Source organism: Acidaminococcus sp. CAG:542 (genome assembly GCF_000437815.1).
Classification (GTDB): domain Bacteria; phylum Bacillota; class Negativicutes; order Acidaminococcales; family Acidaminococcaceae; genus Acidaminococcus.
Genome location: NZ_FR902015.1, coordinates 1 through 8107 on the forward strand (window position 1 = coordinate 1; position 8107 = coordinate 8107).

At 58.4% G+C, this 8107-nt stretch carries 4 protein-coding genes; 1 reads left to right on the forward strand and 3 read right to left on the reverse strand.

Features of this window, described 5'->3' with window-relative positions:
• Nucleotides 1-59: 59 nt before the first annotated feature.
• Together QVO43_RS00795 and QVO43_RS00800 are read right to left on the reverse strand one after the other, a co-directional pair.
• Complete coding sequence (locus tag QVO43_RS00795; RefSeq protein ID WP_022486726.1) at nt 60-2432, reverse strand: endonuclease MutS2; 2373 nt, start codon at nt 2430-2432, stop codon at nt 60-62.
• 2 nt (nt 2433-2434) lie between these two features.
• Nucleotides 2435-4900 (reverse strand): DUF3656 domain-containing U32 family peptidase, encoded by a 2466-nt coding sequence (locus tag QVO43_RS00800; RefSeq protein WP_022486727.1) that lies wholly within the window; start codon nt 4898-4900, stop codon nt 2435-2437.
• A gap of 289 nt (nt 4901-5189) precedes the next feature.
• On the opposite strand from QVO43_RS00800, the gene QVO43_RS00805 reads away from it, so the two are divergent.
• Entirely contained in the window at nt 5190-6854 is a 1665-nt protein-coding gene (locus tag QVO43_RS00805; protein ID WP_022486728.1) for an EAL domain-containing protein, read from the forward strand.
• Nucleotides 6855-6900: 46 nt separating this feature from the next.
• Here the strand turns inward: QVO43_RS00805 and QVO43_RS00810 are convergent, their stop codons facing one another.
• Nucleotides 6901-7761, reverse strand: coding sequence for a protease inhibitor I42 family protein (locus QVO43_RS00810; protein ID WP_022486729.1), 861 nt, complete (start codon nt 7759-7761; stop codon nt 6901-6903).
• Between the last annotated feature and the right edge of the window lie 346 nt (nt 7762-8107).

Here is an 8107-nt window from a genome sequence, read left to right on the forward strand (position 1 = left end):
GGCGGGTTTCCTCCTCCGGCCGCCGACCGTTGACAGCGCGGCGCCCAGGCACCGCGCTTTTATTTCACCCACACAATGGTGGCCCCGAATCCCCCTTCATTCAGGGGGGCCATTTCGGTTTTCAGCACATTGGGATGCTGGTCCAGGTATTCCAGGAGGCCTTTCCGCAGCATGCCGGTGCCTTTTCCGTGGACCAGACGGAACCGGTCCATCCCGGCCAGCAGGGCATCGTCAATGGCCTTGTCCACATAGGGGATGGCTTCATCCACGGTCTTGCCCCGCACATCGATCTGCACCGTGGCGTCCTGGGCCTTCTTCACAAACAGGTTGTGGCCCTGGCTGGTGCTCTTCTTCAGGGTCCGGTGGGTGCTCCGGGGCTGGCTGGGCGCTTCCTTCAGCAGCAGGCAGTCCTTCAGCTTCAGATTCATCTTCATGATCCCGATCCGCACGGTGACTTCCTTGCCGTTCAGGGCCACAATGGTGCCGCTCTGGCCGATTTTCTTCACATACACCTTCTTGCCCACCGCCGCATTGCCGCTGGTGAGCCCCTGACCTTCCGGCATGGGCTTCCCGTCAATGGAGAAGTTCTTGTTCAGCACCTTCCGGGACAGTTCCGCCAGCTGTTCCACCTTCCGGCTTTCCACCATGTCCTGGTTGGCCCGCAGTTCCTTCAAAATGGAAGTGGATTCCCGCCGGGCGTTCCGGTACAGTTCGTCCGCCTGTTCCCGGGCCTTCCGTAAAATGGCGTTCCGGCTCTTTTCCAGGTCCTGCTTCTGACGGGTCAGTTCGTTCTTCAGGTATTCCGCTTCCCGCTGGAGGGAGGCGATTTCGTCCTTCCGGCTTTCATATTCCCGGCGCTCCCCTTCCAGGTTCTGGAGCACCCGTTCCATATTGCTGTGGCCTTCTCCGATGAAGGTCTTGGCTTCGTCCAGGATCTCCTGGGGCAGCCCCAGCCGTTTGCTGATGTAGAAGGCGTTGGAACTGCCGGGCACACCCATGAGCAGCTTGTAGGTGGGCCGGAGGGTTTCCGGATCGAATTCCACACTGGCGTTTTCCATACCCTCATGCTCGTAGGCAAAGGTCTTCAGTTCGCTGTAGTGGGTGGTCATGATGGTAAGCACCTTTTTGTTGTACAGGTACTCGATCATGGCCATGGCCAGGGCCGCCCCTTCGGTGGGATCAGTCCCTACGCACACTTCGTCCACCAGCACCAGGTCCCCTTCCCGGACTTCATCCAAAATGGAGATCATGTTCTTCATATGGCCGGAGAAAGTGGACAGGCTCTGTTCAATGCTCTGTTCATCCCCGATATCCGCATAGACACCGCCGAACACCGGCAGGATGGCTTCTTTGGCCGGGACGAACATCCCTGCCTGGGCCATCAGGGCGAACACCCCCACGGTCTTTAAGGCCACGGTTTTCCCGCCGGTATTGGGGCCGGTGATCAGCAGGGTGGTGAAATCGTCCCCCAGGTTGATGTCCAGAGGCACCACCTTTTCCTGGTCCAGGAGAGGATGGCGTCCCTGGGTAATCCGCAGCCGCTGCTGGAGGATCATCATGGGCCGGCAGCAGTGGAGCTTCTGGGCCAGGGCGGCCTTGGCACCGATGAGATCCACCTGGGCCGCCACTTCCAGGGAGCTGAGGATGTTTTCCGCCTCGCTGCCCACATGGCCGGTGAGAGTCCGGAGGATCCGTTCCACTTCTGCCTGTTCCTCCAGCCGGTATTTCTTGATGTCGTTGTTCAGGTTCACCACTGCCATAGGTTCCACGAACAAGGTGGCCCCGCTGGCGCTCTGGTCATGGACCACCCCGGGGAAGTTCAGCCGGTATTCCTGTTTGATGGGGATTACGTACCGGTCTTCCCGCATGGTCACCAGGGCATCCTGGAAGTATTTCTGGTTGTTGGGATCGTGGAGGATATTGGTGAGTTTGTCCTTCACCCGGTTCTTGGCCGCCAGGATCCCGGTGCGCAGGCCCTGGAGCTTTACGGAAGCGTTATCCTTGATGTTCCCCTTTTCATCCAGGGCGCTGGACAGCTGCTTGCTCAGCCGGGTGAAATCCCCCAGCTGGGGACCATAATCCCGGAGGGCCGGAGCGTTTTCCGTGTCTTCCAGCAGGAACTGCTTCAGATGCCGGAGCCCGTCGATGGTGTCTCCGATGGCCTTGAAGTCTTCCGGCTCCAGGATGCTCCCTACCCGGGTCCGTTTCACCAGGGGACTGATATCCGTCATGCCCCCCAGGGGCAGCCGTTTCCCTTCGTCCAGCAGCTGGACGGCTTCGGCAGTTTCCTCCTGGGCCAGTTTCACCTGTTCGAACCGGCTGGAGCTCACCAGGTCCAGGGCCAGTCTCCGGCCCAGAGAAGTCCCTGCCTGGTCCGCCAGGAGCGCCTTCACTTTATCGAATTCCAATGTATTGACAGCAAATTTCCCCATGCTTACAAAACTCCTCTGAAATAATGTCCCCGGGTGGTGTGGGGCCGGTTCTCTTCCACTTTGGTGTCCCCGTCCAGCACGCCCCGGTACAGGGCGGTCAGTTCACCCAGCTCTTCGGCGGTATAGCCCCGGCCATCGATCCGCAGCCGGGCGATCCCGGCCTTTTCCATATCCGGCACATTGGCCAGCATGGACAAGGGATGGCCGTTGAGCACGTGCATCCGGCCGAACTGGTCCTGCTTCAGAGGGAACTTTTCCTTCTTCCGGTCTTCCAGGAATCCCTGCTCTTTGCAGTGGAAGCTGCAGGATCCTTTGTGCAGGTTCCCCAGGAAACTCCCTTCCACACAGTATTCGCTGACCATCATTTCCAGGGCCCCTTCCGCCAGACACTCAATGGGGAGCGGGCTCTTCTTCACCAGGGCCCCCACCTGCTGGAGGGTCAGTTCCGGAGACAGGGTTACCCCGGCAAAGCCCTGTTCCTGCCAGAACAGGATGCTCTGGCTGTTGTAGGCGTTCATGTCATAATCCAGCCACAGAGGCAGCCCCAGCTCCTGGGCCATTTCCACCAGCCCGTTGTTGGCGATCAGGAACCCGTCGGGCTGGAGAGCCGCCCACTGGGCCAGGGCGTTCCGGAAGTACTTCAGCTGGCCTTCGCTGACGATCCGGCTGGTGGCCGCCATCCACTGTTTCCCCCGGGCCCGGGTCCAGCCGCTGATGGTGCTGTAATCTTCCAGGGTAAGGAGAGGCAGGGTGTAGCTGTCCCCTCCCACCAGCAGCACATCGGCTCCGGCTTCCAGGGCCACTTTGGCCTTTTCCAGGGTGTCCACCTGGACGCTGAGCTGGCTGTGTTTCCGGGTGCCGTGGTTTTCCCGCTGCCGGAGCACTTCCCTGTGCCACACAGCCTTTTTCCGGGGAGGCAGGAAGGCGTCCAGCCGCTTCTGGGTCAGTTCTTCCACGGCTGCCCGGCGGGCTTCGTTGATTTCGCTCATGGGGACCATGACCCCTTCATCCAGGCGGCAGACCAGTTCTCCCAGGGAGAATTCCGTGGTCCCCAGCCGGTCCAGCTGCTTTTTCACCGCAGCTTCATCCAGGGCATGTTTCCGGGCTTTTTCCACAATGAACCCGGTTTTTGCAGAGCCGGTATTCCCTTCTTCGTCGGTCACTTTCACTTCCATGGGCTGGCCCAGGCGAGCGGTGACTTCTGCATACAGAGGGATCCGTTTCTTGTGGTCTTCTCCAAAATACTGGGCGGCATACTGCATCAGTTCATTGTCATAGGTCCGGAACACCCGGTCGTTGAGCCGGATTCCCCGGGGTACGGGAATGGTGACGCTGCTGCCTGCCCGGGCCACCGGCACCTCTTTCCCGTTTACGGTCATATGTTCCACGGAGGTGCCCACCCGGCCCCCTACGCTGACCCAGAATTCCAGTCCGTCTCCCAGGTGCAGGTCCCGGTCCAGCTTCAGGGTGCCGGCGGTATGATCCTTGGCAAGGCTCTGGACCCGGCCCAGGAGCACTCCCCGGTTGTTGGGCCGCCGGTCGCTCATCATGGTCCGTCCAGGCCGGTTCACCATATAGGCAGTGGTGAAATCCCGGTTGAAGATCTGTTCGATGTTATCCCGGTCTTCCTGGGGCACTTCATAATGGCCGGCCAGGTAGCTGTCAATGGCCCGGCGGTAAATGTCCGTCACCACCGCCACATATTCCGGCCGCTTCATCCGGCCTTCGATCTTGAAAGAATGGATCCCCGTTTCGATCAGCTGGGGCAGCACATCCAGGGTGTTCAGGTCTTTGGGGGACAGCAGGTAATGGCCGGCATCCACCTTGGCCAGCAGGTCCTTCCCGTCCTTGTTCACCAAAGTGTAGGGCAGCCGGCAGGGCTGGGCACACCGGCCCCGGTTGCCGCTGCGGCCTCCGATCATGCTGCTCATGAGGCACTGGCCGCTGTAGCACACGCACAGGGCTCCGTGCATGAATCCTTCAATCTTGCCCGGGGTGATATTACAGATGGTCTTCAGATCCTTCAGGGAGGTTTCCCGGGCCATCACCGCCTGTTCCATACCATTGTGGTATGTAAACAGAGCCCCGGCGGAATTGGTCACCGTCATCTGGGTACTGGCGTGAAGGGGCAGTTCCGGCGCCACCTGCCGGGCCACCCGGATCACCCCCAGGTCCTGGACGATGATCCCGTCCACCCCGATATTGCTCAAAAAGCACAGGTATTCCCCCAGATCAGGCATTTCCCCGTCATCCACCAGGGTGTTCACCGTTACATAGATCTTTACCCGGTGGAGATGGGCGAACCGGATGGCCCGGGTCATTTCCTCCGGTCCGAAGTTTTCCGCATAGGCCCGGGCGCCAAAATGGCTGCCCCCCAGGTACACCGCGTCGGCACCGGCAAACACAGCCGCTTCCAAAGCTTCCCAGGTGCCTGCCGGGGACAGCAGTTCGATATCTTTTCTTTCCATTAGAGACTCCTTTATGATCCAGCAGGGATGATCCCTGAATACGTACAATCCATGACTTTTTATTTTATCATATTCCTCCGGAGATGGCCAGAAGGAGGAGGCTCCCGGTTCCCTCATGAACAATTAAAAAAAACTCTGTGAAAAGTGCAGAAATCTGTTGTATTTTTTTACAGTCCGTATATACTTATAAAAGTGTTTTGCGCGCAGGGACAGGATTCTTCCGGATTGCTCCGTTAGCGGGGAGCCTGGACGGTCCTGTCCGGTGAGAAAATAAGAAAAGAGGTGCCTCATGGCTCCAGATACCCGTGCTTCCCAATTCCATACCCCGGACCGGACCGCTCTCCAGGAGTACGTCTGCGCCCATTTAGATGAAGCCATTGCCAAAGGCTGGATCCGACTGTATTTCCAGCCCATTGTTCGGAGCCTGTCCTATACCCTCTGCGGTTTCGAAGCCCTGGCCCGTTGGCAGGACCCGGTCCACGGGCTGATTTCCCCGGGCATCTTCATCCCTGCCCTGGAAAAATCCGGCACCATCCACAAGCTGGACCTGTGCATGGTGGACCAGATCTGCGCCCATTACCATCCCCGGGCTGATGAAGGCATGGCCATGGTGCCGGTTTCCTTCAACCTGTCCCGGCTGGACTTTTTTGCCTGCAATTTATTTGAAGAGATCAACGGCCGGGTGGACCGGGCCGGCATCCCTCACAGCCAGCTGGCTCTGGAAATCACCGAAAGCGTCTTTGTCCAGGACATGAGCTCCATTGCCCCGGTGCTGGACCAGTTCCGGTCCGCCGGTTACGAGATCTGGATGGACGACTTTGGCAGCGGCTTTTCTTCTTTGAACGTACTGAAAGACTATGGTTTCGACACCATCAAGCTGGACATGGCCTTTCTGGACAGTTTCACTGACCGGGCCCGGACCGTGGTGAAAAATGTGGTCCGGATGGCCAAAGAGCTGGACATCTTTACCCTGGCGGAAGGAGTAGAGACCCCTGACCATGCGGAATTCCTCCGTTCCATCGGCTGCGACCGGCTCCAGGGATTCCTGTTCAGCCGTCCCCTGGAAGTGGTGGATTCCCGCTGGGTGGCAGAAAAAGTGGGGCTGTTCCACGAAACAGACGCCATGCGCCGGTATTTCGATGAGGCAGACCGGGTGAATCTGATCACCGACAGTCCCCTGGCCCTGGTGGAATTTAAAAAAGATCAGGCTGACAGCCACCAGTTCCAATTCTTCTTTTCCAACAGCGCCTATCAGAAGGTGACCCGGTCCATGGGCTTCCCCAATCCGGAAGCCGTGGCTGCAGACATGAGCCGGCCGGACAGCTTTTTGTGGAAGACCCTGGCCCCCTGCATCCAACAGGTAGCGGAACCGGGCCAGAAAGGGTCCGTCACCTTCCAGAGTCAGAGACAGTTCTTCTGGCTCCAGATACACCTGATTGCCCAGGCCAATGACTATTACCTGTACAAATGCCGGCTCCAGAACATCACTACCACCATGGACCGGCTCCAGGCAAACAAACTCCAGGGACTCCAGGACCGGGTCTATGAACTGTACAACACAGTGACCCTGCTGGATATGGACAAAAAAGAGGCCCGTCCCCTGGCCTTCTGGTACAAAAACTCCCCCTTCCAGCCAGGGAGGACCTTCGACAGCCCCAAAGCCTGGGACTACTACATCAGCAATTTCATCCATCCAGACGACCAGGACCGGTTCCGGGAATTCAGCAACGTGAACACCCTGGAAAAGCGGTGCGACCCCAAAGATGGAATCCTGGCGGACTACTTCCGGTCCCGGATGCCCAATGGGATCTACCAGTGGAACATGCACGGGATGATCCTGCTGCCGGAAAGATTCGGCCGCAAAGTCCTCCACGTGGCCCGGATCTGCCGCTACGGAGATGCCGCCACCGCCCGCCAGCTGATACGGGTGTATGAGGAGTATTTTGGGAAATGAAAAAAAAGGGCTGTTGCACGTGAAAAATATGCGTGCAACAGCTTCGTTACCTTACCCTGAACCGAAACACCCGCTCCCTTAAGGGGGCGGTCATTTTTTTTGCGTAGACCGCTTTGATCTGGTAGTCACCGGGCTGGCTGAAACCGGCGAACAGGATGGTCACCCCGGGAGAGCCTGCCTGGCCGGTGGGGTTCAGCAGAGGCAGGGTAAAGGAATGGCCCAGGTTTACAAACCCTGGCTGGGCGCTCTGGTCCACCATCACCCACTGGTTGCCGCTGGTGGGGTTGGCATCCATGTACAGGGCCACCAGTTCACCGGGCTTCAGGTCCAGAATCATGTCTTCCCCATTGCTGTCCAGTTTGTAGCTGGTAAGCAGCCGGGCCCCTTCCGCCACGTTGATGGCCTTCAGCAGTTTCGTATAAGGGATGGTGGTGTCCAAGGGCCCTTCCGGCTGGGAAGCCACCCGGATCCCCTCTTCGGCGAACACGTAATTTTTCCCCTGGATATACTGGGCATATTCCGTGGAATTGGTATACAGCAGATCCTGGTCTTCCAGGACCTTCCCCCCGGTTACGTCCAGGTTCATGCCGGCATACACCGTCCGGTCCCCTTCCGCCTTCAGGATGATGCTGAACAGGGTAGGCCGGTTCATGGTCACTTCATAAGAAAGCACCGCCTTGCCCCCGGCTTTTTTCCCCAGGGCATTGGCCTTTTCCTTGATCAGGTGGTTCAGGTTGGCCTGGAGATTGGCCTCCTTCAGCCCGTCCACAAAGGGCACCTGGCCTGCCGCCTTCCCGTCCGAATAATCCTGCCGGAGCAGAGTGGTATGGCCAAAAGCAAAAGCGGACAGAGGCAGAGCCAGAGAAAGCCCCAGAGCCAGCGCCGCCGCAGATTTTTTCAGATGCATGGATATTCCTCCTTCGTATCACTTCCCTTCTATTCTACACGATAAAAGAAGGAAGAAACATGAAATTTGTGAAAAAAGGGGGGCTATGTATCTATCAACAAATTCTCAGCGAACCCTTCATCGCCGTATAGTTATTCAGAAATGGGGTCAAAAATTTTTTATCGTTGCTTTGAGGTCGACGACGTAGGGGTTTCGCCGCAGGCAAACCCGTCCCGGCCTCCCAGAGGGGAAAAACTTCTATACCCATACACCCGCGAGGACTCTCCGCCGGGAGGGCAAGTCCGCCCTGCAGGTGCGGGGGACCGGGCTTGCCCGGTGGTGGGGGCATGAGGTCCTGAAAGGACCG

Bases quoted from the DNA above. Each gene is read 5' to 3' on its own strand.
- QVO43_RS00795 (WP_022486726.1), bottom strand. From the start codon at position 2,432: ATGGGGAAATTTGCTGTCAATACATTGGAATTCGATAAAGTGAAGGCG.
- QVO43_RS00800 (WP_022486727.1), bottom strand. From the start codon at position 4,900: ATGGAAAGAAAAGATATCGAACTGCTGTCCCCGGCAGGCACCTGGGAA.
- QVO43_RS00805 (WP_022486728.1), top strand. From the start codon at position 5,190: ATGGCTCCAGATACCCGTGCTTCCCAATTCCATACCCCGGACCGGACC.
- QVO43_RS00810 (WP_022486729.1), bottom strand. From the start codon at position 7,761: ATGCATCTGAAAAAATCTGCGGCGGCGCTGGCTCTGGGGCTTTCTCTG.